This window comes from Cloacibacillus evryensis DSM 19522, from assembly GCF_000585335.1.
Taxonomy (GTDB): Bacteria; Synergistota; Synergistia; order Synergistales; family Synergistaceae; genus Cloacibacillus; species Cloacibacillus evryensis.
On sequence record NZ_KK073872.1, the window covers coordinates 261,706 to 287,771 of the forward strand.

The 26,066-nt window shown below is 59.5% G+C and carries 24 protein-coding genes; 16 read left to right on the forward strand and 8 right to left on the reverse strand.

Features of this window, described 5'->3' with window-relative positions:
• Positions 1–67: 67 nt before the first annotated feature.
• Positions 68–1,546: a hypothetical protein gene (locus CLOEV_RS01085; protein ID WP_034441395.1), complete on the reverse strand. Its 1,479-nt coding sequence runs from the start codon at positions 1,544–1,546 to the stop codon at positions 68–70.
• A gap of 129 nt (positions 1,547–1,675) precedes the next feature.
• Between CLOEV_RS01085 and CLOEV_RS01090 the strand changes: the two genes are divergently transcribed.
• The 8 genes from CLOEV_RS01090 (at position 1,676) to CLOEV_RS01125 (ending at position 10,413) form a co-directional block, all read left to right on the forward strand.
• Complete coding sequence (locus CLOEV_RS01090) at positions 1,676–2,116, forward strand: two-component regulator propeller domain-containing protein (RefSeq protein WP_034441396.1); 441 nt, start codon at positions 1,676–1,678, stop codon at positions 2,114–2,116.
• Between the two features lie 27 nt (positions 2,117–2,143).
• A complete protein-coding gene (locus CLOEV_RS01095) occupies positions 2,144–2,404 on the forward strand; it encodes a hypothetical protein (RefSeq protein ID WP_034441398.1) in 261 nt (86 codons plus the stop codon).
• A gap of 373 nt (positions 2,405–2,777) precedes the next feature.
• The gene (locus CLOEV_RS01100; RefSeq protein ID WP_050805849.1) at positions 2,778–3,482 is read left to right on the forward strand and encodes an FCD domain-containing protein; all 705 of its coding nucleotides are present in this window, start codon (positions 2,778–2,780) and stop codon (positions 3,480–3,482) included.
• A 229-nt stretch (positions 3,483–3,711) separates the two neighbouring features.
• Positions 3,712–5,301 (forward strand): cardiolipin synthase, encoded by a 1,590-nt coding sequence (cls, locus tag CLOEV_RS01105; RefSeq protein ID WP_051484791.1) that lies wholly within the window; start codon positions 3,712–3,714, stop codon positions 5,299–5,301.
• 1 nt (position 5,302) lies between these two features.
• Complete coding sequence (locus CLOEV_RS01110; RefSeq protein ID WP_008709376.1) at positions 5,303–6,442, forward strand: metallophosphoesterase; 1,140 nt, start codon at positions 5,303–5,305, stop codon at positions 6,440–6,442.
• Positions 6,443–7,690 (forward strand): ribonuclease H-like domain-containing protein, encoded by a 1,248-nt coding sequence (locus tag CLOEV_RS15600; protein ID WP_051484793.1) that lies wholly within the window; start codon positions 6,443–6,445, stop codon positions 7,688–7,690. It abuts the gene before it with no gap.
• Positions 7,691–7,820: 130 nt separating this feature from the next.
• A complete protein-coding gene (gene argH, locus CLOEV_RS01120) occupies positions 7,821–9,236 on the forward strand; it encodes an argininosuccinate lyase (RefSeq protein ID WP_034441399.1) in 1,416 nt (471 codons plus the stop codon).
• A gap of 253 nt (positions 9,237–9,489) precedes the next feature.
• A complete protein-coding gene (locus CLOEV_RS01125; protein WP_008709379.1) occupies positions 9,490–10,413 on the forward strand; it encodes a DUF4198 domain-containing protein in 924 nt (307 codons plus the stop codon).
• A 166-nt stretch (positions 10,414–10,579) separates the two neighbouring features.
• On the opposite strand, the gene CLOEV_RS01130 is transcribed toward CLOEV_RS01125, so the two are convergent.
• The 3 genes from CLOEV_RS01130 to CLOEV_RS01140 all read right to left on the reverse strand — a co-directional run bounded on the left by CLOEV_RS01130 (position 10,580) and on the right by CLOEV_RS01140 (position 12,346).
• Positions 10,580–11,128: a tRNA-specific adenosine deaminase gene (locus tag CLOEV_RS01130; protein ID WP_034441401.1), complete on the reverse strand. Its 549-nt coding sequence runs from the start codon at positions 11,126–11,128 to the stop codon at positions 10,580–10,582.
• A 68-nt stretch (positions 11,129–11,196) separates the two neighbouring features.
• On the reverse strand, positions 11,197–11,640 hold the full coding sequence (gene gspG, locus CLOEV_RS01135) for a type II secretion system major pseudopilin GspG (protein WP_008709381.1): 444 nt from the start codon (positions 11,638–11,640) through the stop codon (positions 11,197–11,199).
• Positions 11,641–11,701: 61 nt separating this feature from the next.
• Positions 11,702–12,346 carry a cyclase family protein gene (locus CLOEV_RS01140; RefSeq protein WP_034445021.1) on the reverse strand — a complete coding sequence of 215 codons (645 nt, stop codon included), beginning with the start codon at positions 12,344–12,346 and terminating at the stop codon, positions 11,702–11,704.
• Between the two features lie 169 nt (positions 12,347–12,515).
• Here CLOEV_RS01140 and CLOEV_RS01145 point away from each other — a divergent pair, with 169 nt between their 5' ends.
• Genes CLOEV_RS01145 through CLOEV_RS01155 form a run of 3 tightly spaced genes read left to right on the forward strand, consistent with a single transcriptional unit; the run spans position 12,516 to position 15,958 of the window.
• Positions 12,516–14,492 (forward strand): FAD-dependent oxidoreductase, encoded by a 1,977-nt coding sequence (locus CLOEV_RS01145; RefSeq protein ID WP_034441405.1) that lies wholly within the window; start codon positions 12,516–12,518, stop codon positions 14,490–14,492.
• 10 nt (positions 14,493–14,502) lie between these two features.
• Positions 14,503–14,793 carry a UxaA family hydrolase gene (locus CLOEV_RS01150; RefSeq protein ID WP_008709387.1) on the forward strand — a complete coding sequence of 97 codons (291 nt, stop codon included), beginning with the start codon at positions 14,503–14,505 and terminating at the stop codon, positions 14,791–14,793.
• A 1-nt stretch (position 14,794) separates the two neighbouring features.
• On the forward strand, positions 14,795–15,958 hold the full coding sequence (locus tag CLOEV_RS01155; protein ID WP_034441406.1) for a UxaA family hydrolase: 1,164 nt from the start codon (positions 14,795–14,797) through the stop codon (positions 15,956–15,958).
• Positions 15,959–16,025: 67 nt separating this feature from the next.
• Here the strand turns inward: CLOEV_RS01155 and dctP (CLOEV_RS01160) are convergent, their stop codons facing one another.
• The gene (gene dctP, locus CLOEV_RS01160) at positions 16,026–17,030 is read right to left on the reverse strand and encodes a TRAP transporter substrate-binding protein DctP (RefSeq protein WP_034441409.1); all 1,005 of its coding nucleotides are present in this window, start codon (positions 17,028–17,030) and stop codon (positions 16,026–16,028) included.
• Between the two features lie 296 nt (positions 17,031–17,326).
• Positions 17,327–18,328 (reverse strand): TRAP transporter substrate-binding protein DctP, encoded by a 1,002-nt coding sequence (dctP, locus tag CLOEV_RS01165; protein ID WP_008709391.1) that lies wholly within the window; start codon positions 18,326–18,328, stop codon positions 17,327–17,329.
• Positions 18,329–18,634: 306 nt separating this feature from the next.
• Between dctP (CLOEV_RS01165) and CLOEV_RS01170 the strand changes: the two genes are divergently transcribed.
• Entirely contained in the window at positions 18,635–19,177 is a 543-nt protein-coding gene (locus tag CLOEV_RS01170) for a biotin transporter BioY (RefSeq protein ID WP_169732174.1), read from the forward strand.
• Positions 19,178–19,264: 87 nt separating this feature from the next.
• On the opposite strand, the gene CLOEV_RS15605 is transcribed toward CLOEV_RS01170, so the two are convergent.
• Positions 19,265–20,128, reverse strand: a complete 864-nt coding sequence (locus tag CLOEV_RS15605; RefSeq protein WP_051484796.1) for a pyrroline-5-carboxylate reductase family protein — start codon at positions 20,126–20,128, stop codon at positions 19,265–19,267.
• A gap of 449 nt (positions 20,129–20,577) precedes the next feature.
• The gene (gene rarD / locus CLOEV_RS01180) at positions 20,578–21,477 is read right to left on the reverse strand and encodes an EamA family transporter RarD (protein ID WP_034441412.1); all 900 of its coding nucleotides are present in this window, start codon (positions 21,475–21,477) and stop codon (positions 20,578–20,580) included.
• A gap of 167 nt (positions 21,478–21,644) precedes the next feature.
• Here rarD and CLOEV_RS01185 point away from each other — a divergent pair, with 167 nt between their 5' ends.
• The 4 genes from CLOEV_RS01185 to CLOEV_RS15610 all read left to right on the forward strand — a co-directional run bounded on the left by CLOEV_RS01185 (position 21,645) and on the right by CLOEV_RS15610 (position 25,991).
• The gene (locus CLOEV_RS01185; protein WP_008709395.1) at positions 21,645–22,841 is read left to right on the forward strand and encodes a M20 metallopeptidase family protein; all 1,197 of its coding nucleotides are present in this window, start codon (positions 21,645–21,647) and stop codon (positions 22,839–22,841) included.
• Between the two features lie 109 nt (positions 22,842–22,950).
• Positions 22,951–24,432, forward strand: a complete 1,482-nt coding sequence (locus CLOEV_RS01190) for an AMP-binding protein (protein WP_034445029.1) — start codon at positions 22,951–22,953, stop codon at positions 24,430–24,432.
• A gap of 6 nt (positions 24,433–24,438) precedes the next feature.
• Positions 24,439–25,479, forward strand: coding sequence for a [citrate (pro-3S)-lyase] ligase (citC, locus tag CLOEV_RS01195; protein WP_008709398.1), 1,041 nt, complete (start codon positions 24,439–24,441; stop codon positions 25,477–25,479).
• Positions 25,476–25,991, forward strand: a complete 516-nt coding sequence (locus CLOEV_RS15610; RefSeq protein ID WP_008709400.1) for a citrate lyase holo-[acyl-carrier protein] synthase — start codon at positions 25,476–25,478, stop codon at positions 25,989–25,991. The genes citC and CLOEV_RS15610 overlap by 4 nt, the downstream gene beginning before the upstream one ends.
• Positions 25,992–26,066: the final 75 nt, after the last annotated feature.

The window sequence follows — 26,066 nt, forward strand, 5'->3', positions numbered from 1 at the left end:
GCAGCGCCGTGATCCGCGTTGGCCGTTCCGCACATCGGGCGCGCTGTTTCAACAGACGGTGCGTCCCTCACCTGACCCACAGGTAAAACATCGCCTCCGTGCCGTCCACCGGGGCTCCGCGGCTGTCGAAGGCCTCGACCGTCACGGTGTAGAGGCGTTTTTTCGCGGTTCCCGGCAGCGTTATCGTGTGGCGGAATTCATATATCGAGGGCGAGGTCCATTTTTCGTCGCGCGGGTCATAGCAGCGTTCGAGCCCCGTCGGCAGCTCCTTTTCTATCACCTCTCCGAGACTTTTTTCCTCAAAGCGGTAGCGTATCTTCGCGATACGGTTTTTTATCGTAAAGGTGCCGTCGTCGTTTTGCTCCACCTCGGATAGCGGCGGCTGTATCGGCGGCGTGACGCCGAAGAACGTCACCGCCTCCCCGGGGGCCGCGGCTACCGAGTCATAGACGTTCCAGTCGACGCGCCCCGCGTTCTCCGTGGGGAAGTATTTCTCCGGCCTGGAGCCGAGCTCCGCGCGCGTGAAGCGCAGCCGTTCGCCCTCATCGAGCTTCGTTATCCTTCCCTCCTTAACGTGTTCGCCGTCCCAGGCGGAATATTTCAGCGACGGTTCGCCGGCGTCGTAAAAATAGAACCAGACTTCGTCGTCGCGGAAGAGGCGTCCTTCAAAGGCGATGCGGCCAAACTCGACCTCCTGCGAGGCGCTGCGTTTTTCAGGGATGTTGTAGAGCACGGCGTGGACGCGTCCCGAGGCATACTCAAGGCCGTCGTTGAGCCGCCAGCGCAGGGGTATCTCATAGACACCGTCAAGGTCGCGGAACCAGTAGCCGGGAAAGGGGTCGCCATATATCCGGTAACCCTTTTCATGGGCAAAGTCCGTCACCTTTTTCATGTGCGCGGCGGGCGAGAAGCGCGCGAGCATCTTGTCCGGCACCGAGCCGAGCATCACGTCGACGTGCCGCTCCGCGAGGACCCTGCCGCCGGATACGGCGGATACGGTCACGCGGAAGTATTTCCATTCGAGGTCGTCTTTGTAGAGGTTTTTATAGCCGCTGTCGAAGTCTTTCGTGCAGCCGCCCTGTATCAGCGCCGCGTAGCCGTTTTCCGTCACCGCCGCCTTGAGCCGCGGGTCGTAAAAGGACTGCGGATCTCCGTGGCGATAGACGAGGTCCGGCGGCGGCGAGGCCATCAGCTCGTCGGGCGGGAGCTTGGTCCAGGGGGCCTTGCCCTCGTAGCGGAACCAAATATCGCGGCGCGGCGTCAGGCCGCTCGCCTTATCCACGCGGCTTTCGACGGCGCGCAGCGGTATCCTGACGCCGTCGCGCATCAGCCCCGCCTCCGCCACCTCGACTCGGATGTCGACGGGCAGCTCGGCGGCGGGAACTCCCTCGCGGTCGATGCGTCCGGCGACGTAGAAGTCGCGCCCCGAGGCAAGCACGGTCTCGCGCACGGAGGGTATCTCGATGGATATCTTTACCGCCTCGGCGCGCGGAGCGGCGCAGAGCGTACAGAGCAACAAAAGTGTCAGAAAAAAGCCGCGCTTCATCGATCCGGTCTTCCCTTCAGCCAGTTTCCCATATTATATATCACGCCTGCCGCGGCGGCGGGACTGTAAAATTTTATTTATATTTATATATAAACGTATCTGCCGGTTGACACTTATAATGTTTTCAAAATGTTTATCCCGGGGGTGCTGCTATGCGAAAAATTTTTCTGGCGGCTCTGGATAAGCACCTATTCCGAGAAAGGGCTGATCCGGGTCTCGCCCGACGGAAAGATCAAACGCTACCGCAGAGCGGATGGAATGCCTGACGACAAGGTCCGCCTCGCGATGGAGCTCTCTAACGGGGACATCGTCGCCGGCACGAACAGCGGCGCGGCCATTATACGCGGTGAAAAGATCGTCCGGGTCCTGGACGGCAGGTCCGGGCTGGCGAACCTTACGATACTCTCCGCCTGCGAGGACGAAGACGGCACTCTCTATCTCGGCACCGACGGCGGGGGGATATTCTCCGTTGCGCGCGGCGGCGTGATGAAAAACTTCACGAAGGCGGACGGCCTTGGCGCCGATGTGATACTTCGCCTGCTCTACGACGGGAAACACAACGGCATATGAATAAGCGCCGGCAAAGGTCTCTTCTATATGGACCTGGAGCACGGCGGAGAGATTCGTTCCTTTGGATTGCCGGTCCCGGTATCGAGCGGCATCTTCGATATAAAGCACGGCCCGCGCGGCAGGCTGATGCTGATCGCCGATACGGGGATACACCTGGCCGACAAGCGAAACGAGGCGAGGCCGAAACTGGCGGTCAACAAGATCACCGTCGACGGCAAGGTCCATGAGAACCCGGCGCGGCTGGATATTCCGAGCGGCGCGAGGCGCCTCACCTCTGCGAAGCGGTGAGCTTAAAATATACTGCGGGCAGCCGGATAACGGAGGGAGCGAGGCTCCTCCAGGCGAAAAAGACAGTTAAGAAAACGCAATACTATGTCCGCTGATTACGTCCGGAGAGCCGATATCTTTGATTTCGCGCGAATCGGCCGGTTTGTCCGTCAAATGCGGCCGCCTGTGGCGCGCAGCTGAAATAGGGAATCTGTGACTCCCGTCATCGAAGCTGATAGTCACATCAGATCACGCATATAATCAGCGGCTCCTTTAAACGGGCTTGCAATATACGCCCGTATTAGGTATCCTTAACTCATCATATTTGATGACCGGCGGCTGTCGCATACTGTCTGCATGGGCCGGATACGTCACGGACATGGGAGTGTTTGATGTGCTTCAGTCTCACGATAACGTAATATACAACATACTTCTCTTCCTCAAGGAGACGAACGAACCGGCCGGAGCCGGGTCGGTGCAGCGCTTTTTGGAGAAGAAGGGCTTTTCCATGGCCGAGGCGACGGTGGGACGCGTCCTGCGGGACATGGACTGCGCGGGCTATACGGAGAAGAGAAGCAACCAGGGGCGCGCCATCTCCGCAGACGGGGAGAAGCGGCTGCGCGAGCTGGAGGAGATGCGCTGGCACGATAAGTGGACCGAGGGCTTTCTCGACGTCTTCGAGAGGACCGACAAGAATTATCTGCTGGATCTTCTCGAGGCGCGCCTGCCGGTGGAGACCACCGTCGCGCGGCTGGCGGCGCGGAGGGCCTCCGCGGAGGAGACCGAGGCGCTGCGCGCAGTTGTGAAAGAGCAGGAGCGCCTCGCGAAGCGCGGAGCCCCCGTCTCCGCGCTCGACGACGAATTTCACCGCACGCTGGCCGCGGCGAGCCATAACCAGATACTTGAGGCGATCGTCGAGCTGCTTCGCAAGAAAGAGGAATACGGCCGGGCCTTTGAGAAGATCCGCCGCGACGCCGGGCATATTTACAACAGCGAGCACCGGAAGATATTCGAGGCCATCGAGGCGAGAGACCCCGAGCTCGCGGAGCTCACGATGAAGAGGCACATAGCTAACCTCATAGAGAGCGTTTCGCAATAAAGAGCGCCTCCGCGCAGAGAGAGGCCCGGGCCGGTACGCCCGGGCCCTGTTTTTTGCCCGCCGCGCGCGCTTGCGCCTAAAGAGCGGGAGCCGGCGCATGAAAGCCGGCCGCCCGGTGTTTTCATTAAAAGACCTGATGCCCCCGCCCCGCCTAAAGAACATATTTTCTGCCGATTGAATAATTCTTCGCATATAATATGCTAAAGAAAAAGGATGGTGGACTGACAAGATGAACAAAATCGGCAAATGGATCGTATGGGCGCTGATCGCGGCCTTCCTGCTCGGCTTCCTGCCGACGATAATAGACACGCTCGCGGGGTTTTTCGTTCTGACGGAGGAGGGGCTGGGCGTGACGCAGCACTTCACGCGTACGCTTGATACGGTCGTCGCCACGGCGGAGAGCTATATGTGGCACATCGTCATCGCCTATTCCATCATTATCGCCTTCATCATCTTCATGGAGGGACAGAACCCCGACCGCACGATACTCTGGATGCTCGTGCTCGTCTTTGTCCCCGTCTTCGGCGTCATCCTCTACCTCATCCTCGGCCCCGACCTGCAGAGCATACGCAACAGGAGGCTCTTCCGTCCGGCGAAAAAATACGGCTTCGACCATTCCCCCTTCAAAAAAGCTACCGAGGACCAGTTCCTCATCGGCAGTATGCTGCACGCCTGCAGCGGCGCCGACCTCCTCGTGCGGAACCGCGTTGAGATCCTGATAAACGGAGCCGAGACCTTCCCCGCGATAGAGGCGGCGATCGCGGGCGCGGAGAAATTTATCCACATGGAATTTTTCATCATCCGCGACGACGATCTCGGACGCAGGATCGGCGGCATGCTCATGGAGGCGGCGCGGCGCGGCGTGAAGGTCCGCGTGCTCTATGACGCTGTCGGCAGCTGGAGCCTCAAGGCCCGATTTGTGAAGGAGCTCGAGGAGGGCGGCGTCGAGTGCCGCTCTTTCATGCCGGTCTCGTTGCCTCTCTTCCGCCGCAAGATGAACTTCCGCAACCACCGCAAGATACTGGTGGCGGACGGCAAGGTGGCCTTCACGGGAGGCATCAACATCGGCGAGGAATACGACGGCAAGGGGCACCTCGGCTTCTGGCGCGACACCTTTGTGCGTCTTGAGGGAGAGGCGGTGGCGGCTCTGCATAATATATTCCTCCATGACTGGTGCGTGCGCTCCGCCGACGATCCCGCGGCGATCTGCGAAGACCTCAACATAACGTTGAACGGCCTGCCGGTCAAAGACGACTACTCCGCTCTGCCGGTCATTCCGCTGCAGGTCGTGGAGAGCGGCGTCGACAGCGTCTGGCACTCGATCGCCAAAGGTTACTACGGGATGATCTCACGCGCGCAGAAGCGCGTCTGGGTGACCTCACCCTACCTTGTGCCGGGGCCTGAGCTGATGAACGCGCTGATCGCCTCTTCGCTCTCGGGCGTCGATGTCCGGGTGATGATGCCATCGGTCAAGGACCATTTTCTCGTCTTCTGGGGCAGCCGCAGCAACATCGAGCCGCTGCTCCGCGCGGGGGTGCGCGTCTTCCAGTATCAGGACGGCTTCATCCACACGAAGTCGGTCGTCTCCGACAGCTGCATCGCCTCGGTCGGCACCTGCAACATGGATGTCCGCAGCCTCGACATCAACTTTGAAAATCAGCTCTTCATCTATGACCGGGAGATCGCGGAATCCTTCGCGCGTCAGTTCGAGACCGACATGAAACGCTGCAAAGAGCTTCACATCGGCGAATGGGAGAAACGGCCGCTCTGGCAAAAACTGCTGGAATCCTTCGGACGCCTCTATTCGGCGCAGATATAGCATGAACGACAGGGTCTTTGAGCGGCGTTTCTCCGAGCATCCCGCCTTCTGGGCGGCCTGTGCCGCCATCGTCACGGTCATCTACATTTACATATTCCTCACCATAAACGAGGCGCAGCCCGAGGGCACCGCCGGCGTCATCTGGCTGATGCTCTGCTTCGCGATGACGGGCCTCTCATACCTCGCGCGGAGGACGAAGCGCCTCCACCACGCGCAGCTGCGCCGCTGGACGGACAGAGCCGGCAGCCTCTGGCTGCTGTTTGTGCTGTACGCGTTTTTCACCCTCATCGCGCTTGAAACGGCGGGAAGATTTTTGGGCGGCGGGCTGCCCGCATGGGCGGAGTTGGCGGCCTCGTTCGCCCTCTCCCTCTGCCTCATCGCGCTGGGGGTGAAGCAGGCGCACACGATACAGACGACTAAAATCACGGTGGAGACGGAAAAGCTGCCGCCCGGCGAAGAGCGGCTGCGCATCGTACAGCTGACGGACCTCCACCTCGGCCCCTACACCGGCGTCAAGCTGCTGGCGCAGATACTGCGGCGCGTGCGTGAGGCCGATCCCGACATGGTGCTTGTGACGGGCGACGTCGCCGACGGCTCTCTCGAGGGACGCGGACGCGAAATAGCGATGTTTCGCCGCATCAGGCCAAAATACGGAGTCTATGCCGTCACCGGCAACCACGACTACTACGACGGAATAGACAAGGCGCTTGAATTCATGCGCCGCGCCGGGATGCGCGTGCTGCGCGGGGAATCGGTCTGCGCCGGCGGCATCGTCGTCGTCGGAGTGGACGACCGCGACCATCTCTGCGAGGATAAATGGGGCCTTTCGCGTTCGGAGACGGTCATCGTCAATACGAAGAGCCGTTTCCGCGACAAATTTATCCTGCTGCTGCGCCACCGCCCCGTCGTCGAGATCGGCACGCAGGGGCTCTTCGACCTGCAGCTGTCGGGGCACACCCACGGGGGGCAGCTTTTCCCGATCATCTCTTCGCGGCTGTTCTTTCGCGGGCATTCGCGGGGCTTTAAAAAACTGAAAAACGGCAGTATGCTATATACGAGCAACGGCGCGGGATATGTCGGCCCCCCAGTGAGGCTCATGGCCCCGCCGGAGATTGTGGTGATAGATCTGGTGAGAAAATAATTGGCGCGTCCACAGAGAAATTCTCCTGAAAAATTCGGACGGCTCGACGGACTTCTGCCGCGGGCGGAGGGAAAGATAGAGCCGGGACCGCAGAACCTTCCGAGAGAGCTCGACATCGACGGGCTGCCGGAGGGACGGTGGATCGCGCGCGGCGTCTACCGCATGGAGCGGGAGTTTGAATATGGCCGCTGGTACGGCAAGAAGATGCTCGCCTCCCCCGAGGAGAGCGGGCGGGTTCTCTGCCACTGGGGCGGAAACGCCGCCCCGGTCTTCCTCGATACGGAGACGACGGGACTCTCCGGCGGCACGGGAACATACGCCTTCCTCATCGGCCTCGGACTCTGCGGCGCGGCCTCTTTCCGCGTCGTGCAGCTATTCCTCGCCGGCCCCGCCTGGGAAAAAAGCTGGCTCGCCGCGATCGAGGCGGAGCTGCCGGAACGTTACGGCCTTGTGACATACAACGGCCGCGCCTTCGACCTGCCGCTGCTGCGCACCCGCTACACGCTGGCGCGCGCCGTCCCCTCGTGGAACGGAGCGCAGCACATGGACCTGCTGACGCTCTCGCGCCATTTCTACAAGGGAAGACTCTCCTCCTGCTCCCTCTCGTCTATCGAGAGAAACGTCCTCGGCCTGCGCCGCGGCGGCGAGGACGTCCCCGGAAGCGAGATACCGTGGATGTACACCCAGTTCCTCCGTACACAGGACGCCGGGCCGCTGCGCGGCATCTTTTACCACAACACCCTCGACATAGTCTCGCTCGCGGCGCTGCAGATCCACATCGCGGAGATGGCGCGCGGCGAATGCTCCTGTGCGGCGGATATGATACGCGCCGGCGACCTTTGGGCCGCGAAGGGCTTTCAGGCGGAGGCGCGCGCGGCCTGGGAGGGCGCGCTGGACTTCAGCCGCGACCGCCATCTCGCTCTGCTGCGCCTGGCGGAGACGGAGCGTGCCGCGGGAAATTACGAATCCGCCTATCGTTATTACGAAGAATCGCTCGAAACGGAACGCCGTCCCGTGCGCACACTCGAGGCGATGGCGAAGATAGAGGAGCACCGCTTCCGCCGCTGCGAAGAGGCCCTGGCCCACGCGACGGAGGCGCTGCGCTGGCTTGAAAGCCACCGCATCTTTAAAGACCGCCAGTGGGAAGAGGACCGAAAGAACCTCCTGCACCGGATAGAGAGGCTCAAGAGGAAGATCGCCGGTAAAGAGTGCGGCGAAGAGACGCATCCAGACGACGGCGAACTGTGACCCCGCTTCCGCCGGCACCGCGCGATAGAGGATGCCTGTCATTATCCCGGCATGATGATGTATAATTCATGCCAGCTTTATTGAACAGATCAGAGAACTTGCCTGATACTTGGAAGGAGAGCTGGCTAAAATGTGGAAGGGCCGTTTTGCACAGGATACGGACGAAGCAGTCATAAACTTTACCCAGTCGCTGGACCTCGACTGGCGCATGGCCTTCGCGGACATCCGCGGGAGCGTCGCGCACGTGAGGATGCTGGCGCACACCGGGCTTCTCGACGCGAAAGAGGCCGAGACGATAGAAGAGAACCTGCGCGGGATCGCGGAGGAGATCAGGAGCGGCGATTTCACGCCGAAGGTGTCGCTTGAGGACGTACACATGAACATTGAGTCGCGCCTCATCGAAAAGTGCGGCGCCACCGGCGCGCGCCTCCACATGGGGCGCAGCCGCAACGACCAGGTCAACACAACCGTGCGCCTATACCTGCGCAAAGAGCTGCTCGGCATCTGGGAGGGTCTTGAGTCGCTGATATCCGTGCTTATCAAAAAGGCCGAAGAGCAGGCCGACATCGTCGTTCCCGGCTACACACACCTTCAGCAGGCGCAGCCGATATCGATGGGGCAATTCTGGATGGCCCACGCGCAGGCCTTTATGCGCGACGCGAAGCGCCTGCTTGCCGCCTATGACTCCGTCGATGAATCGCCGCTCGGCTGCGGCGCGCTGGCCGGTTCCACCCTGCCGCTCGACCGCGAGTTCACGCGCGCCGACATGGGCTTCTCCCGCCTCACGGAAAACAGCATGGACACCGTCGCCCACCGCGACCATTTTATGGACATCCTCTACTTCGCCGCGGTCTTCGGAGGCCACGTCAGCCGCCTTTCAGAGGACCTTATCATCTACTTCACGACTGAATTCGGCTGGGTCAAACTGCCGGATTCCTTCTGCACCGGCTCCAGCATCATGCCGCAAAAGAAGAATCCCGATGTGCTGGAGATACTGCGCGGCAAATCGGGGCAGCTCTCCGGCGCGCTTGTCGACCTGCTGACGATGACTAAGGGCATCCCGCTCACCTACAACCGCGACCTGCAGGACGACAAGCGCAGCCTCTTCCGCACTCTCGACTGTCTCAACGGGATATTCTCCGTCCTCCCGGCGCTGCTCTCGCGGGTGGAGATCGATGAGGAAAAGGCCAACCGCGGCTTCGCCGACGGCCTCATCCTCGCCACCGACGTCGCCGAATACCTTGTGCTGCGCGGCGTCCCCTTCCGCAGCGCCCACGAGAAAGTCGGCCACGCGGTGCGCTGGTGTATCGAAAACAACAGGCCGATGGACGGGCTGACGCTCGCCGAATGGCAGAGGCTGATACCCGAGGCGGAGGCCGGACTGCTCCCTCTGCTTTCGCCGCGCAGATCGATGGAACGCCGCGACACCGTCGGCGGCACCTCGCCGCGCCAGGTACGGGCGCAGATCGCGCGCGCGCGCGAAAGGCTCGCGGCATACGAAAGCGAGATGGCGGAATACGGGGACAAACTCCCCGATATGCTGTAAAAAAACTTCGACATGACGAAAGGGGGCCTCGCTGAGGCTCCTTTTTTGTTCTCCGGCGCGAGGTCTTGCAAGCTTATGGAAATACAGCTTCTCACGACTGTGCCATATGTGTTGCCTGGTATGCGCTGAATCAAAAATGAAAAGCAAAAATTTATTATTTCCCTGAGCCGCTATTGACATCTGAAAAGTCAAATGTTATAAGTTATTTAGTTAGCATATGCTAACTAAATAACTTCAGGAGGTATTATATACTATGGAAAGGCTGTTCAAAATGGCTGCGAAATATAAGTCGGGCGCGGGCGCTCTCGCCCTCATATGCGCGCTGTTCGTCTGCCCCCCGGCGGCGGATGCTCATTATTTCAGCGTCATACCAAAGGTCTCCCGCACAGGGGTAGGAAATGAACATTCCGTCATCGTCTCTTTTACACACATCACAAAGCAGGCCCAGTATGATTACAGCTTCATGAAGTTGGATCCCGACGCTGACATGCTGAACGGCAGGCTGATTTATAAGGATGGCACGGAGACAGACCTGACAAACCTCTTTGCCGCCTACGACGACCCTGACGGCGACGAGGTCACGGGGATCGACTCCCGCCGCGCGGTCGCCCCGATCGGTAAGGAGGGGACGGTGATCGCCGCCTGCCGCACCAATCTGAATATTCCGGGACAGATGGTCTATACGGGTTACAGCAAGCATATCTTCAACACCGCCGCCGACGGTCATTCAACGAAAGCGGCCGGGGGCGGCGAAGTGGCGGAGATCATTCCCCTGTCCGATCTCGCCATGGCCACAGTCGGCGTGCCGATCAAGTTCAAACTGCTCTATAAAGGGAGCCCGCGCGAGGGGGCGGAGATAGAATATGGAAATGAGACCACTCCCATCGTTAAGGGCGAGGAGGGGCCTGAAAATCTCAAAAAACTTGAGACGCCCAGCGATAAAGAAGGCATATTTACCTATACTCCCGATTCCGCGGGAAGGAACACGGTCGCGGCAATGCTGGACCTGGGAAATAAGACCTATTGCTCGACGACGCTCTCCTTTGAAGCGAAGGAACGCTCCGGCGGAGGCAGCGGCGGCTGCAACGCCGCGTCGGCCTTGCCGGCCCTTCTTGTCCTCCTGGGGCTTTCCCTGGCGCCCGTGATAAAGAAGAGGATAAAGAACAACAAAAGGTAGGATCTGCCTGGCACAGGATGTTTCTGACGGTATCGCGCGGCGTCTCTTTACGTGAGAGGCGCCGTTTTTTGTGCGGCGGCGCGGTTTCGCCGTCTATATCGGGGGAACTCCCTGTCTCGGATAACAAAAAAAGCGCCCCTCATTTGAGGGACGCCGATATGCCTGATCACATTCCGGGGTAGTCGAAGTCCTCCACCCGCATCTCTCCGTAGAGTTTTTCTATCTCCGCGATCTCTTTCCTCAGTTCGGCGGCGTTTTCCTGCTTCGCCGCCTCTTTTTTGAGGTAGTATTTGCGGAAGAACTTATTATCGTCCGTCGCGCCCTCCGCGCCGAAGAGCTCTTTGTACATCATGAGGTCGACGGGCATGCCGAACTCTTTTTCAACGTCGTCGTAGCCGAAGAGCACCCATATCTCGTGAAATCCGGCCCATGATATGGCCGAAATGCACATCGAACAGGGGTCGTGGCTGGCGACGAAGATGCACTTCGCGGGATCGGGGTGGCCCGGGGCGGCGAAGAAGCGCCGGATTGTGTCGATCTCGCCGTGATAGATGGGGTTTTCCCGGCGGTTATTGCTGCCCGCGGTTATCACCTGGCAGCTCTCCTTATCGAGCACGAGGCCGCCGAATACATGGTTGCCCGCCGCCACCTCTTTCTCCGTGAGCGGTATGAGGCTTTCTTTGATCGCTTTGAGTATCAGCTGTGGTTTGTTCATTTTATCCACGTCCTTTACGTTGGCCGCCTGCCATGATCGGCAAGCTTTTCTGAGCACCGCGGTATTATTTAATCCCAGTTCGCGATGTCGGCGTTGGCGCCGCTGCCGCCCTCCTGTCCGTCCGCGCCGTAGGATAGGATGTCCACGTCGCCGTGTTCTCCGGGCGCGGTGTAGACGAATTCGCGCCCCCAGGCGTCCTTCGGGACCTTTTTCATGTAGCCGCCCTTCTTGTAGTTGAGCGGTTCCGGCGGCATCGTCGGTTCTTTTACAAGCGCCTCGAGTCCCTGGGAGGTGGTCGGATAGAATCCGTTGTCGAGATAGTAGAGGCCCAGCACCTGCTCTAACTGGGCGATCTGGGTCTGCGTCGTCTTGCGCTTCGCCTCGTCGCTCTGTCCCATGAGCCGCGGGCCGACGAGCGCCGATAACAGTCCTATGATAACGACTACGACCATTATTTCGATCAGGGTGAAGCCCCTTCTTTTTTTCATCAGTTTTTTGTTGTGATCTCTCAATATGTACACCTCCGGAGGTTTTTGGATATCGCCTATCGTCTCAATCTTACCCTTACGGCCCCTATTTTTCAAGCACGGCCATGACGCGCACGGGCGCGCCGTCGGCTCCCTTGAGCGCCAGCGGCAGCGCGGTGAGGCAGAAGGGTACTTTGAAGGGGAGCTGGCACAGTCCGCGCAGGTTCTCCATAATGACCATGCCGCCGCCGAGAATTATCTTATGTATCGGGCACTCCTCGCTTTCGACGGGGTCGACCGATATCGCGTCCACGCCGATCCCTTTGAGCCCGGCCTCCGTTAGGCGGCGCGCCGTCTCCTGCGAGAGGACGGGAAAATCTTTGAGGTAAGCGCCGCTGCCCATTTTATCCTCGAAGCCGGTGTGGAGCAGCAGAAAATCCGCCGCCGCCATCTCCTCCTTCGTGAGGCCCAGGTCGGCGCTCTCGATCTCACGGCCCGCGCGGCCGCTTACGTCCACGATCACCGCGAATCCGAAGAAGGTATCGTTCGGCAGCTCGTCAAGGCGCGCGCCGTCCGCGAGCATGTGGGCCGGCGCGTCCATGTGGGTGCCGGTGTGCGACGACATCGTGATCTTTTTCGTGCGGAATCCCGCGTCGGACATCTCCGCGAATTCTTCGACCACGGGAGAGATATCCCCCGGAAACACCTGCATAGAATCCTCGATCGGCCTGCCTAAGTCTATTACGCGCAAATCGTCCATCCTCCCCTGGGTGAGACGCGGAGTATATAATATGGCTTTACCGGACCGTCCGGGACAATATTCGGCCTTTTTCGCATCCGGCAGCATATTTGATAAATCCGCTGACCATAGTATAATTAAAAAGTTATGGCTAAGCTACAAGAACTTGGAGGAATTTCAGTTGCTCACCTTTTTAATCGCTTCACTTATATTTCTTTTGACGATGACGTCGGACAACGCCTTCGCCGCGGACGGCCTGCGCTTCGACGTGGCGGTGATCGGCGCCGGGACCGGCGGTTCGGCGGCGGCGATCCAGGCGGCGCGTATGGGGATGGATGTCGCGCTCATCGAGGAATCGGACTGGATCGGCGGCCAGATGACGGGAGCCGCGGTCTCGACTATGGACGACGTGCGCCGGACGCGCACGGGCATATACAATGAGTTTATCACGCGTGTGCGGGACTATTACGCAATGCGCAATACCCCGGTCAACGTCTGTTACTGGGGCTCGGATACGATCGCCTTTGAACCGTGGGTGGGACGGAAGATACTTACGGACATGATAAAGGAGAGCGGAAAGGTAACGCTCTTTCTCGAAGCGCGCGTGCTTAAAGTAAAGACCGAGAAGAACCGCGTCGTTTCCGCCGTCATTGAAAGCGGCGGCGAGAAGACGACGGTGACGGCCAAGGTCTTCATCGACGCCACGGAGACCGGCGACTTCATCCCGCTCACCGGCGCGCGCTACCGTGTTGGCAACAGCATCGCGCCGAAGATCGATAAAGAGAGTGTGATCCAGGATATCACCTATGTGGCGGTGGTAAAGAAATATCCCGACGGGCTGCCGCCGGAGCTGAAGCTGACAAAGCGCCCCCCAGGATACGAAGACTATCTGCCCCATTTCCGCAAGGTGATAACAAAAGACGGCGACTGGTGGCCCGGAGAGTATCCCTTCAACGTGCCGGTGCATAACGCCTACCGCGCGATGCCTGATACGACAAACCCGGACCGTGAAAAAATAGACGGCGGGGTTTCATCCACATGGCCGCTCATAACCCGTACCGGCGTAAACTGGGCGAACGACTATCCCGGCAGGAAGTATGGCGAGGCGGGGATGTCGGTGAAGTACCTTGAAGACAAAAAGTTCCGCCGCGAGGCGGAGCGTCGGGCGATGGCAGAGACTCTCGCTTTCATATTCTATATGCAGACGGAACTCGGACTGGAGGACTGGTCGGTGGACGACCGGCAGGGGTACGGCAAGTACTTCAGCAACAACTGGCAGGAGTGGAAGGAGATGCCAGACGAATTTTCCTCCGTGCTGATACATTTCCCCCCCTTCCCCTATGTGCGCGAGAGCCGCCGCATTGTCGGCGTCACGACGATGACGGTCAAGGATGTGGAGCGCGACCGGGTGCTGAGGCGCATGCTCAAGACGAATCCGGACAGTATCGCGCTCGGCGAGTACCCGACCGATATCCACGGCCTGCGTGAGCCACAGTATCTTGACAGGGACCTCGGCGAGCGAGCGGATGAGATACCGGCCGACAGCGAATGGAAGGGCGGCCTTTTTCAGATACCGCTGGGAGTGCTTGTCCCCGAAAAGGTGGACGGACTGCTGGCCGCGGAGAAAAACATCTCCGTATCGCGCATCGTCAACGGCTCGACGCGCCTGCAGCCGGTCACAATGCTGACGGGGCAGGCCGCCGGCGCGCTCGCCGCGGAGTCGGTCAGGCAAAATACCGCGCCGCGCAAGGTGCGCCCGCTCGACGTCCAGTGGCGGCTCCTGGGGGCGAAGGACAAACTCTCCCTCTTCAATTTTGACGACGTGCCGGTGGAATCGCTCTGGTGGCGCGGCGTTGAGCTTTCGGTGATATATGATTACATGGACCCCGCCTCGGAAACGATATATGGCGTGGATCAGGAGATGCACTGGCTGGAGGTGCGCGACGCCTTCCGCCGCGCCTTCGGACGGCTGGAGTTCCCGGCGCGCGAATATGAGGCGACGGTGACCCTTGACGAATTCAGCGGTTGGCTCCGCGAGCTCTTCGGAGCGGACGCGGAGCGGTATAAAAGCGTCCTCGAGCGTTTCAGCGGCGGCGAAGTGATGAAAAAGGGGCAGCTTGCCGCCGCCGTCGCCGAGATCAAACTTCTTAAAGATTGAGGGTAATATTTTGGCACAGATAAAGATAGACGCGATCCTCATATCCATCCGCGACTCGGTCGCGACAGTGAACCGCTCCGTGAAGAGGGGCGAAGTGCTGGCCTACATGAACGGCGGCGACCTGATGGAGATAACCGCCGACGACGACATCCCCATATATCATAAGATAGCGCTGGTGTCCGTTCCAAAGGGAGCGCCCGTCTTCAAATATGGCGAAAAAATCGGCCGCGCGACGCGGGACATCCCCGCCGGGGCCCATGTACACAGCCACAACCTGACCGACATCGGAGAGGAGCGCTGAGATGAAGTTTCTCGGATACCGGCGGCCGGGCGGCCGTACAGGAGTGCGCAACCTCGTGGCGGTCATGCCCGGCGTGCTCTGCTCCTCGGCGGCGGCCCGGAAGATCGCCGACGCCGTCCCCGGCACGACCTTTCTCTACAACCATAACGGCTGCGGACAATCGCCGTCTGATACGGAACATACTCTGGAGATACTTTCCGGCCTTATCGCGAACGGCAACGTCTACGGCGCGCTCATCGTCGGCCTCGGCTGCGAGGCGACGCAGCGGGAGCTCTATCTGGCGGCGGTCTCGGCGAAGAGCGACAAACCGCTGCATTACATCTCCATCCATGAGGAGGGAGGCATAGGCGGAGCGGTCGCGGCTGGGATAAAAATTGCCGAAAAGCTTGTCGAAGAGGCGCGGAAGCTGAAGCGCGAAGAGATCGACATCTCGGAGCTGATCGTCGGCCTTGAGTGCGGCGGTTCGGACCCCACCTCGGGCATATCGGCCAACGTGGTGCTTGGCGACCTCTCCGACCGCCTCGTCGACCTGGGGGCGGCGGTCGTGATAAGCGAGACCTCCGAAGCGATCGGCGCGGAGAATATCCTGCTCGCGCGCGGCCGGACGCCGGAGATCGGCCGCCGCCTCTGCGAGATGACGGCACGGTGGGACCGTGACATAAAAGAACAGACCGGCGCCGACATCCGGCTGACTAACCCTACGCCTGGCAATATCGCCGCCGGGCTCACGACGCTTTCGGAAAAATCCCTCGGCTGCATACACAAGAGCGGCACGCGTCCCTTTGAGGGAGTGCTCGCCGCGGGGGAATACATAAAGGGGCGGGGCCTCTATTATATGGATACCACGGCCTACGACTGCGGATCGATAACCGCGAAAATCGCGGGCGGCGCTCAGTTGGTGGCCTTTACCACCGGGATGGGAAACCCCATCGGCAGCCCCGTCGCGCCGGTGATAAAGATCACCGGCAACCACGCCACCTTTGAAAAACACAACGACATGATAGATTTCGATACCTCAGCGAGCCTCAGCGGTGAAAAAAGCGTTGAAGAGCTTGGGGAGGAGCTGTTGGATTTCACGCTCTCGGTCTGCTGCGGCAGAGAGACCAAGGCTGAGATCAACGAGGCCGGAGTCGTTTTTGTAAATCAGCGCCACAGCTGCGGCTAGATGGGGCGTGCGTGCGCCTCCGGCAGCGCCGCCGGAGGCCGCGCCCATCCGACGCGGCGTTCGGCGGCTAGCGCTCCGCGTCGATCAGAAAATGTTTTCTGGCGTCGTTCATGAGCTGGCGTCCCATCACCGGTTCCAGCCCCTTCCAATTCTCTACGATCGCCCGGCGCAGCGGCAGCAGCTCCGCGTCGCTGTAGGTAAAGACCCGTATGCCGCTTTGCCTCATCCGCTTGAGGTTTCTTTTATTGTTATGCTTCGCCTGTTCAAAAGACTTCGCCGAGGCGCGCGCCACTTCGCCGTAGATCACCGCGATATCCCCCTCGCTGAGTCTGTCCCAGGTCTTGGCGCTCATGAGATAGGACTCCACCGCCTGTGAATAATTCAGCTGATACCAGTATTTCATGATGCCTTTAAGGTTAGCGAGGGCAGCTCCGGAGGATATTGAGGAGACGGCGTCGCACCTCCCCTCCTGCAGCGCGCGGGCCGTATCGGCGTATGGCATCGTGACGGTCCTGTATCCCTGTGCCTCGATCGCCGACTTATAGACGTGCATGGGCGGTATGCGCACGAGAAGCCCCTTGTCGGCTTTAGGGTCCAGAGGGGAGTTTATCGGCTTGACAGAGGCGATGCCGGTGAGTCCCTCCACATTGAATCCCAGCAGTTTGACGCCCAGCCGCGTGTTGTACTCATCCATCTTTTGAGAGAGCCAGCTGTCAAGCCTGACATTTCTCCGGACAACGTTGTGGTCGACGAAGGCATTGAGATAGACCAGCTCAAGGCGCGGGTCGAAATGGCTTGGAATGGAGATCAGCGCCATGTCGATCGCCCCGCGCATCAGGTCCTCGTATATGATCGTATAATCCCCGAGCAGATTGTCGGGGTAGACCTCTATGTTGACGCGCCCGCGCGTCCTCGTCCGAACGCCCTCGGCGATCTCCCTCATCAGCTTGGTGGCGCTGTGTTCCTCCGGGAACTGTCCCGCGAAGCGCAATGTGACCTCGGCGGCCGCGGAGGGAGATGAAATAAGCGCAAGCAACATTAAGGAACAGAGTATATTTTTCAGGCATCTCATAACTATATCACTCTTTCTTTTCGTGTTGCGGCGCTCCGAACGGTCCCCCGCAATATGTGATATCCCTTTTTCTCGCAATAGCGGCAAATTAAAGACGTACTTCGCCTTTATATCATATATACCTGCGTTATGCCAGAGTAATTAAAGGAAAAGCGCCTTCCCGGCGTTTGCCGCGCGTCGGCTGAACGGCGAACGAAGAAGAGCGCGTGGGCGGACGGCGAAAAGCCTCCGCGGCGTGCTGAAAGCGGAGGCTTTTTCGCTGACTCATTTACGGGCGGACGGCCGCCGTGAGGCGTCTATTTATCCTTGATCGAAAAATGCTTCCTTGCCTCTTTCATTAGCTGGGCGCCCATCGTGGGGTCGAGCTGCTTCCAGTTTTCCATCACCGCCCGGCGCAGCGGCAGCAGTTCGGCGTCTGTATAGGTAAAGACCTGCACGCCGTTTTTTCTCATCATCTCAAGGTTCTTCCTGTCGTTCTGCTGTGCCTGTTCGAATGATTTCGCGGATGCCTTGGCGACCTCGGCGTATATGGCCGCGAGGTCGTCCTCGCTGAGTTTGTCCCAGCTTTTCGCGCTCATGAGATACGATTCAGTCTCCTGCGAGTAGTTGAGCTGGTACCAGTATTTCATTATCCCCTTGAGCTCCGACAGCGCCGCGCCGGTCGATATCGAGGAGACCGCGTCGCAGGTGCCGTCCTGCAGAGAACGGGCTATATCGGAATAGGGCAGCGAGATCGTCCGGTAGCCCTGGGCCTCCGCCGCCGACTTATAGACGTTCATGAAGGGGACCCGAGCGAGCACACCCTTATTGATATTTGGATTCAGCGGCTCGCGCACCGGTTTCTTCGAGGCGATGCCGGTGAGCCCCTCGATATTAAAACCGAGGAACTTTACGCCAAGGCGCGTATTATACTCGTTCATCTTTTTTGAGAGCCAGCTTCCGGGCTTGAACTCCCTTTTTAGTACGTCGTAGTTGGCGAAGGCGTTCAGGTAAACGAGCTCCAGCCGCGGGTCAAACTGGCTGGGGACCGAGATGAGCGCCATATCCACCGCTCCGCGCATCAGGTCCTCATATATTATCGTATAATCGCCGAGCCTGTTGGCGGGAAAGACCTCTATCTCGACGCGCCCGCCGGTCTTCTCCCTCACTCCGTTTGCGATCTCGCGCATGGACTTTATCGCGCTGTGATCCTCAGGGAACTGTCCGGCAAAGCGCAGCTTCACCTCGGCGGCGTCGGAACAAGGGGCGAGAAACAGAAGCAGCATAAGAACACAGAGCGAATTTTTGAAACTCTTCATAGCAAAAACCTCTCCTTTATGTCATTTAAATTGCTTGTATGTTGATTGCCTCTCCGCCGCAAAGTCGGCCCCGTCGGACAGGCAAACTCGCCTAGATCCCTTAGAATTGTAGCATGAATGACAAAGTCACGCCAATATTTGTAAATTCGCCCGCGCCGATGGGCAGGACACGTATAATTCGCCGTTTATAAGCGCGGTTTCCGCCGATTTAGCTGGAGAGGAGATTTTGTATGTAAACTAAATAAAAAATTTAAGTTGACACAAGTTTGCCGCCGCGTTATTATTTTCGGCATGAAGATAAAGGCGATGATCGAGATATCAATATTCGCGGTGCTTACCGCCGTAGGCGCAAGGCTGATGGTGCCGGTGCCTTTTGTACCGTTCACGCTGCAGACCCTGGTCTGTATGCTTGCCGGGCTTTTGCTTGGCCCGAAGAGGGGAGCCGCCTCGCAGGCGCTTTATATGGCGATGGGGCTGATCGGCATTCCCGTCTTTACCTCCGCGGCCGGCCCGGCGGCGGTGCTGATGCCCTCTTTCGGCTATATTCTCGGCTTTATCGGCTGCGCCTGGCTGAGCGGCTGTTTGCGCGACATGTTTTTCAAAAAATATGGTTCGGTGACGCGCCTCCAGTATTTTGCCGCGGCGATGGCGGGAGTCGCGGTCGTCTATCTTATCGGCGTCGCCTATCTCTACGTCATTTTGAACTTCTGGGTCAAGTCCGGCGGCGCGACATTTTTTAAAGTCCTCTCGATCGGCTTTTTCAGCACTATCGCCGGCGACGCGGCAAAAGCGGCGCTTGCCGCCGTCATCGCCCGCCGGCTTGAGGCCGGCGGCGTATTCCGGAATTGACCTGCGAAGATAAGAGGTATTGGAAATAAAGGGGCCTCCCTGTCTCTGCGGGGAGGCCCTTCCGCGTTCACAGGCCGGCCCGCGCTTTTACGCCGCGGAAACGGCGAATTTCCGGCGCAGTCCGGCGCATAGTTCGTCATTGCGCGAAAGCCCGGCCACGAGGGCTTCGGAGAAGGAGGCTCCCTCTCTCAGCGCAGTCGTCATCGCCTCCGTCACGCCGCCCTTTGTCGATACGTTTGTGAGCGAAGCCCCGCTTTTCTCGCCGGCATGGGCCGCGGTCACGCGGTCGATCCAGGGGGCGAGCTCGCGGTAGATGGGGTAACGTTTCGACATATCGAGGAGCGCCGACCGCTTTTCGTCTTCGTCGACTTCGGTGTTGAGCAGTATTGGCGGCAGGCAGATCCCCACGGTGAAGGAATCGAGCTCGCTTTCGCAGGATAGGTCGAATACTTTGAGCCCCGCCGCCTTGAGCACCGCGCAGGAGCGCGCCTCGGAGGGGAAGGAGACGCCGAGCCCCAGTCCGTCGGCTATCGTCTCCGGTCCGCTGCACATGACGCGGCAGAGATCCGCGGAGAATACGCGGTGCAGCGTTTCCAGCGAGATGCCGGCCATGAATGAGATGATGAAGGCTCCCTTTTTTACGGCCATCCCGCAAAAATCCGTCAGGCTCTGGGGGCGCGCCGCAAGCAGGATGATGTCCGAGCGCCCCATTAGTTCGGCGGTTTTCGTCATGCAGCGGGCAAGCCCGGCGGCGCGGGCGCGTTCGAGCGTCTCAGCGCGCCCACCGCATGAGATCAGCAGCCGTTCTTTGGGGAAACCGTGCGCGAGAAGCGAAGAGACGACTGAGCTTCCAAGGTGTCCGAATCCCGCCACTCCGAGGGTCTTTCCCATGAGCGCCTCGTCTGTGAGGCAGCCGGCGGTCGCCGTATTGCGGTCATTTATATTTTTCATTTCAATTTCTTCCTTTCAGACAAATAAACAGAGTCCCGGCGCGCCGCCAGCCGCTGACGCGCAGGACTAAGCCCGCGCCTGAAGAGGCCGGGCGGCCATGATCGGATATTTCTTTCAATTAAGATAAAAAGAAAGGGGTGCGGACCGGAGGTCCGCCGAAGATGCGTTAGAGGGTATACGGTCGAGGTCGGGTGTATCCTGCGCAGGCGGATGCTAAAATTCTGTATTGTCGTAACATGCGGTCACCCTTCTCTCGTGCCAGAAATTATTTCCCAGCATATTACCCGCATGGGATAAAAATGTCAACAGAGGGATAGTGTGAATTTAGATTTTGTACAAAATAGTGATCTGAATTAAATTTTTTGATGAAGGCCCGCCGGCGGAGGCTCAGGAAATACTGATTAATCCACTTTGTCATACAAAACCTGACGCATATAATCAGCGGCTCTCTAAATGTCTTCCAGCCGCCGCCGTTCTCTCCCGGCGCAGACTACGGTGTCGGCGGAGTAGACGGCGAGCGCGCTCCAGATGCAGGCGAATGTTATTATCCGGTGGATGGAGAGCGGTTCGTTGTATATGAAGGTGCCGATCAGGAATGTCATTGTCGGGGAGACGTACTGAATAAAGCCGATCGTCGTCAGTTTTATCCGTTGAGCGGCGTAGGCGAAGAGCAGTAGCGGGACGGAGGTCATTACGCCCGTTCCCGCGAGCAGCAGGTCCGTCGTCAAGCTGTAGGGGAAGTTCGCCGCCCCCGTATGCTGCAGCCAGCAGAGGTAGGCGAGCGCCGCCGGCGCGGCGGAGAGGGTCTCTATCAGCAGCGCGACGGAGGGCTCGATGGAGACGGCCTTTTTCAGCACCCCGTAGAGGCCGAATGAGAGGGCCAGCCCCAGCGAGACGAGCGGTATTTCGCGGATGGTGATTATTTGTATGCAGACGCCGGCCGCCGCGATGGCGATGGCGATACGCTGGGCGCGCCGTAGTTTTTCGCCGAAGAAGAGCATGCCGAAAAACATCGATACAAGGGGATTTATGTAGTAGCCGAGGCTTGTTTCAAGGATGCGCCCGGCGTTGACCGCCCAGATGTAAAGTCCCCAGTTGAGGGTGATAAGATAGCCGCCGAGGAAGAGCCAAAGGGTCTTTCGTTTATTTTTCACGGCGAAAGCCGTTGTTTTATGCCATTGTCCCGTGACCGCTATGAGCGCGAAGGTGAAGATGGCGGACCACACGACGCGGTGCCCGAGGATCTCGGAGGAGGATACGGAGGAGAGCGCCTTCCAGTAGAGCGGCATCGATCCCCACCAGAGATATGAGAGAAAGGCCGCCGCGGCCCCTTTTTGCGGAATTGTCATCAGTATCCTCCTAACAGTCTCGTGCTCAAACCGGAACGCGGCAAAATCGTTCCGCGGCTTTGAATGCCGTCCTTCACACGCTTTATTTTACACGTTCCCTCTGTTTTGTGATAAACTATTCAGATGTATAATTTGTATGTTTTTCTGTGACGGAAGGAAGAACGGGCATGAAGGAACATCTGGAGCTTTCATCTTTAGGCGCTTCGTTGCTTGCGGAGGCTGAACGGATATCCGGCGAGATACAGGACTGGAGACGTGATTTTCATCAGTTTCCGGAGTTTGCTTTTGAAGAGAATATAACGGCGTCGAAGATCACGAACGTTATGCGTTCTATTCCAGGGATGGCGGTGACGACCGGTTTTGCCATTCAGACCTCGGTGATCGGCGTGCTGGGGGCCGAGATACCCGGCCCGGCGCTGATGTTGCGCGCGACGATGGACGCGACGGCGGCCGAGGAACAGACGGGGCTGCCCTTTTCGTCCTGTATGCCCGGCGCGATGCACGGCTGCGGCCATGACGCGGAGATGGCTTCCCTGCTCGGCGCGGCCTCCGTCCTTTCGAAATACCGCGGCGAGCTGAAGCAGAGGGTGGTCTTTCTCTTTCAGCCTGCGGGCGAGGGGCGAAGCGGCGCGAAGACCCTCACGGAAAATAACATCATCGAAAAGTTTCACATCGGGCGCAGCGTCGCCGTAAACTGGGCCTCCGAGCTCCCATACGGAGAACTTTTTACACGGCGCGGCGTTATGACGGCTCTCTCTGACCGTATCCATATAGATATCAGGGGAACGGCGGGACATGCCGCCGAGCCGCATATGACGGTCGACCCCGTTACGATCGCCGCCAACGTGATCATTATGATACAGACGATGCTCTCGCGCGAGGTGGACCCGCGCGAACCCGTGGTCGTCTCCTTCGGGCAGGTAGAGTCCGGCGAGGCCTATAATATAATTCCCGAACAGGCCAACCTCTGGGGTACGCTGCGCGCCTTTGACCCCAAAGTGCGCGATTTCGTACAGAGCCGCATCGAAGCGGTGGCCCCGGCTATTGCGAAGGCGTTCCGAGGACTGGCGTCGGTGGAATATACCCGCAACTACGCGCAGGTGGACAATAACCTCGATATGGTGGATGAACTCCTCCGTGTCGGGGTTCCTTTTTTCGGGGAGGACGGGCTCAACATGCTTGAGCGTCCTTTGCTTTCCGGCGATGATTTCGCGTTCTTCAGCCACCGTGTGCCCTCTCTTTTCATGTTGATGGGCACTGGGCTTGAATACCCGCTGCATCATCCCCGCTATGACGTGCCCGAGAGCATGCTTTCGTTTTCGGCCGCCTGGGAGGCGTATCTGGCTCTGACGTTTGGCCGCTAGATCCTCCCGGCTCTCAGGCGTCGGGTCTTTTGGTATATGCCGCGTATGATCGGCGGATCGCATGCGGCCGGTGTTATTGAAAAAGTTGCAGAAATAAACTATGGATGTGATGCAGTTGAGTTCCAGGCTGGATATCATTATCAGGGATAATCTGAACAGGCTCCCGACGGAGCCTTTTATCTGGTGGCAGAAGACGTGGTGGTCTCGCGGGGCGTTTCTCGAACTGATCGAGGAATGCGAAGAGAGGCTCCGCGCCAGTAATTTCAAAAGAGGACAGCGCCTGGCCCTGTTGATGCCGAACAGCCCCGTGCTGCTCGCGACGGCGGTCGCGGTCTGGCGTCTTGGCGGTGCGGTCGTGCTGATAGATTTCCGCTCCGGCTATCTGCCGCTCATCCGGCAGCTGCGGCACGCGGACGTCTTTGCGGCGCTGACTTACCGCGGCTGTGAGGACCTGGTCCAGCTTATCTCCGAGGAGGGCATCCCCTGCTCCGTGATAAGCCTGGATACCCTTGAGGAGAATATTCCCGGACGCCCCTGCGCGGAGGAGAGCGAAGAGACCGCGGTCATCTTCTACACCTCCGGCACCACGGGCGAACCGAAGGCCGTGCCGCTTACGCACGATAATCTGCTGTACTGCATAGAGGGCTGCGTAGAGCATATCGACATGCTCAACGAGGACGACGTTTTCCTGAATGCGCTGCCCAACTCGAACGTCTTCGGGTTCCTGTGCGGCGCGCTGCTCCCGCTGGTAAAGGCGACGCGGCAGGCGATACTGACCTCGTTCATGCCCGTCGAATCTTCGATGGACGCCATCAAACACGCCGAGGTGACGATCGCGACGGCGGTGCCGACGATGATCGCGCTGATGATCGGCGCCGTCTCGCGCGGCGCAACGCTCTCTTCTTCCATGCGCTGCATCCTCTCGGGCGGCGACCGGCTCCCGGCCAGGATCTCGGCGCGCGCCGAAAGGCTGCTCGGCGTTCCCGTGCTCCAGGGATACGGCCTGACGGAGGCCTCTTCGGTGGTGGCGCTGCCGCCCTCGATCAACGCCGCAAAGCCGGGCAGCGTCGGCACGCTGCTCTCCTGCGTCGAGGCCGAGATCCGCAGCGACGAGGGGGCGGTGCTTCCCCAGGGACGCGAGGGACATCTGTGGATAAGGGGCAGCTCCGTCGCCAAGTGTTATTACCGCAACCCCGAGCTGACGGCCGAACGTTTTGAAAACGGCTGGTTCAACACCTGCGACATCGCGAAGTTTGACGACGAGGGATACCTCTATCTCGTCGGGCGCGCCTGTGACGTCATCTTTGTCGGCGGCTTCAAGGTCTACGCGCGCGAGGTGGAGAAGACGCTCGAGGAGCACCCGCTGGTGCTTGAGGCCGCTGTCATCGGCGTGCCGCGTTCAATAAGCGGCGAGATCGTAAAGGCCTTCGTCGTGCTCAAAAAGGGAGAGCGGGTCTCCGCGAAGGAGCTCATCGAGTATTGCAAGAAGAAGCTCTCTTATTACAAAGTGCCGAGGATCATCGAATTTGTGACCGAGATGCCGCGTTCGGCTATCGGGGAGATCGTAAAGAGGAAGCTGTCAAAGGATTAGTTAAAAATGTTTGGATTTAACTGCCGCGTAACGCGCAAACTCTGCGGTTATGAAAGAAGAGCCGTCGAAGGGCTGCTGGAGCGCAGCGGCCTTGTCTTCGAGGGCTCTCCCGACTATACCGCCGTCGCCGAGGACTGCGATGAAAATATCGTCGCCACGGCCAGCCTCTCCGGCTCCGTGATCAAGATGGTGGCCGCCGATCCGCGGTGGCAGGAGGCGGGGCTCTCTGGCGCGGTCATCTCGGCGCTGATGCGCGCCGCCCGCGAGGACGGCCTTTATCACCTTTTTGTCTATACAAAGCCAGAGATGGCGGAGCGTTTCGCCGGCCTCGGCTTCCGTGAACTCGCGGCCTCCAGCCGCTCCGTGCTGATGGAGTGCGGAGCGCCGGGGGTGGAGGACTATCGCCGCTCGCTCGAAGCTCTGCGGCGGGAAAACGGCGCGCCCGCGGCGGCGGCGGTGATGAACTGCAATCCCTTCACGCTGGGACACCGTTATCTCATCGAGGAGGCGGCGAAACGTTCGCCGCTCTTCTATGTGATCGTCGTCGAGGAGGACGCCTCCGTCTTTCCCTTTGCCGACCGCCTGGAACTTGTCCGCGGCGGCACGGCCGACATCGCCAACGTCCGTGTGATATCCAGCTCTCATTACGCCGTTTCGGCGGCGACCTTCCCGACCTATTTCCTTAAAGACAGGGGGGAGAGCTCCGTGGCGCGGGCGCAGGCCGAGCTTGACGCGCGGCTTTTCGCCTCCCTGTTCGCGCCCTCGCTGGGGCTTGAACGCCGCTTTGTGGGCACGGAGCCTCTCTCTTTCGTCACGGCGCTTTATAATTCGGTGTTGAAAGAGACTTTGCCGGGGCTTGGCTGTGAAGTGACGGAGATCAGCCGCGCGGCGTCGGGAGGAGAGGTCATTTCCGCCTCGCGCGTGCGCGCGATGATCGCCGCCGGCGAAGAGGCGGGACTTGCGGCGCTGCTGCCGGCGGTGACGCTTGAATATCTGAAAACTCCGCGCGGGGCCGCCGTGGCCGCGAAGCTGAGGGATGCCCGATGACGCCGCTCGAAGAGGTGCTTGCCGGACGCGACGAGCGCGCCGCCTGGCAGCGGCTTTGGCTGGAGGCGACGGAGGGAAGTTATTTTATCTGCCAGATCGGGCTCAACATTCCCGGCTATCCGAAACGTATCCCCCGCGATATCGAGATCGTCAGGAAGTGCCGCAAATACCTGATGGACCACGCTCATGCCGTTCCGTCCGAAGAACGGTATCTTGAGAACGGCGCAGGCGTCTGCTGGCAGGGGGCCTTCGACGCCCTGAAATTTGAGGCCGCGGCGCTGAAAAAATGCGCGGTGGAGGCGGAGAACTCCATGACCGCCGGGCGTGTGCTCGATATCGATATTATCACCCGCGAAGGCTCCCTTTCGCGCACGCGGATGGGATTTCCCGAACGCCGCTGCCTGCTCTGCGGCGAGAGGGCGAAGGTCTGCGCGAGGCTTGGTACCCACTCTCAACCGGAGCTGAGGGAGAAGGTGATCAGGATAATAAACGCCGCCTCACTGGAGATGTGATATCGCGCGGTTTTGGCCTAGAGAGTTATGCTCAGCGTTCTCTTTTTTGAAACATATTAGTTTGATCTCCTGTTT

Coding starts and splice junctions, on each gene's coding strand:
- dctP (WP_008709391.1), bottom strand. CDS start 18,328: ATGAAGAGTTTCAAAAATTCGCTCTGTGTTCTTATGCTGCTTCTGTTT.
- CLOEV_RS15605 (WP_051484796.1), bottom strand. CDS start 20,128: ATGAAAAATATAAATGACCGCAATACGGCGACCGCCGGCTGCCTCACA.
- dctP (WP_034441409.1), bottom strand. CDS start 17,030: ATGAGATGCCTGAAAAATATACTCTGTTCCTTAATGTTGCTTGCGCTT.
- CLOEV_RS01090 (WP_034441396.1), top strand. CDS start 1,676: ATGTTTATCCCGGGGGTGCTGCTATGCGAAAAATTTTTCTGGCGGCTC.
- CLOEV_RS01130 (WP_034441401.1), bottom strand. CDS start 11,128: ATGAACAAACCACAGCTGATACTCAAAGCGATCAAAGAAAGCCTCATA.
- citC (WP_008709398.1), top strand. CDS start 24,439: ATGTTTGGATTTAACTGCCGCGTAACGCGCAAACTCTGCGGTTATGAA.
- CLOEV_RS01085 (WP_034441395.1), bottom strand. CDS start 1,546: ATGAAGCGCGGCTTTTTTCTGACACTTTTGTTGCTCTGTACGCTCTGC.
- rarD (WP_034441412.1), bottom strand. CDS start 21,477: ATGACAATTCCGCAAAAAGGGGCCGCGGCGGCCTTTCTCTCATATCTC.
- CLOEV_RS01170 (WP_169732174.1), top strand. CDS start 18,635: ATGATCGAGATATCAATATTCGCGGTGCTTACCGCCGTAGGCGCAAGG.
- CLOEV_RS01095 (WP_034441398.1), top strand. CDS start 2,144: ATGGACCTGGAGCACGGCGGAGAGATTCGTTCCTTTGGATTGCCGGTC.
- CLOEV_RS01155 (WP_034441406.1), top strand. CDS start 14,795: ATGAAGTTTCTCGGATACCGGCGGCCGGGCGGCCGTACAGGAGTGCGC.
- argH (WP_034441399.1), top strand. CDS start 7,821: ATGTGGAAGGGCCGTTTTGCACAGGATACGGACGAAGCAGTCATAAAC.
- CLOEV_RS01190 (WP_034445029.1), top strand. CDS start 22,951: ATGCAGTTGAGTTCCAGGCTGGATATCATTATCAGGGATAATCTGAAC.
- CLOEV_RS01185 (WP_008709395.1), top strand. CDS start 21,645: ATGAAGGAACATCTGGAGCTTTCATCTTTAGGCGCTTCGTTGCTTGCG.
- cls (WP_051484791.1), top strand. CDS start 3,712: ATGAACAAAATCGGCAAATGGATCGTATGGGCGCTGATCGCGGCCTTC.
- CLOEV_RS01125 (WP_008709379.1), top strand. CDS start 9,490: ATGGAAAGGCTGTTCAAAATGGCTGCGAAATATAAGTCGGGCGCGGGC.
- CLOEV_RS15610 (WP_008709400.1), top strand. CDS start 25,476: ATGACGCCGCTCGAAGAGGTGCTTGCCGGACGCGACGAGCGCGCCGCC.
- CLOEV_RS01110 (WP_008709376.1), top strand. CDS start 5,303: ATGAACGACAGGGTCTTTGAGCGGCGTTTCTCCGAGCATCCCGCCTTC.